Origin of the sequence: Bradyrhizobium hipponense (assembly GCF_008123965.1) — a bacterium.
In the GTDB taxonomy this organism is placed as follows: Bacteria; Pseudomonadota; Alphaproteobacteria; order Rhizobiales; family Xanthobacteraceae; genus Bradyrhizobium; species Bradyrhizobium hipponense.
The window spans coordinates 1-832 of sequence record NZ_VSTH01000204.1 but is presented as its reverse complement, the minus strand read 5'-3'; the positions used below and the strand labels follow the sequence as shown (position 1 = coordinate 832).

The following is an 832-nucleotide window of genomic DNA, read 5'->3' as shown; positions in this document are numbered from 1 at the left end:
CATGGAATCGATCGTCTAGTGAATCGGGATCAGTCGACCAAGTGTCGGTCTAATCGCAGGTAGGTTGGCGACTTCCGTTGATGGCCCGAATGCGAACGTCGCGATAGCGTCCCGCACGTCGGCTGTCGAGGTGAGACGGGACCTTGCAAAGGCGCAGCCAACTCGACGCGAATGACCCAACTCGGACCCTGCATCATAGGGCCATCCTGTGAACCTCTGCGGCCACTCCTAGACCTAATCTGTGGGGGTCAACGGAGGAATTAGGTTATGGCCATTGTACAATTTACACGCTTCAAGAGCGACAAGCCTGAGGAGATGATTAAGACCGCGAAGCAGGCGAAGGCAATCTTCGAAAAACATGGCGCAGAATTTCTTCGGCTTTCTCGGTTTCACACTGGTACGTGGGCCGGGGAGTTTCTTATCGCTACGCGCTATTCCAGTTGGGAAGTGTACGGAAAGGTACAGGAAGCCTTGGCAAAGGACGAGGCATTCGCAAAGCTGTACGCGCACACAGCTACCTTTGCCGAATTGACTGGCCGTAACATCGCGGTCGGCATCGATCTTTGAGGCTCCGCCGAGAGTTGCCGGCGTTGCTTTCGAGTATTGAGATACTGTGAGCCGCATCGGCCGCGGAGTGCTCTCTTTCAGTTTACGATCCCAGCTGACTGAGCCGCCATCCGTGGTCGATGTCGCCTCTTGTGAAGATGCTATGGGCGAGCGGCGAGAGCATGGCACCATGGGCGCTGTTCAACGGCTACCGATGGAGCCCCCCCATGTCGCAACATTTTCGTTTTGACGCGAGCAGGTCCCTTACCGCTCTCGAGCAGGATAG

The 832-nt window shown here is 56.1% G+C and carries 1 protein-coding gene; it reads left to right on the top strand.

Annotated features, from left to right (window positions below):
* The first annotated feature begins 267 nt into the window (after positions 1-267).
* Positions 268-567 carry a hypothetical protein gene (locus FXV83_RS39740; RefSeq protein WP_091967377.1) on the top strand — a complete coding sequence of 100 codons (300 nt, stop codon included), beginning with the start codon at positions 268-270 and terminating at the stop codon, positions 565-567.
* Positions 568-832 lie beyond the last annotated feature (265 nt).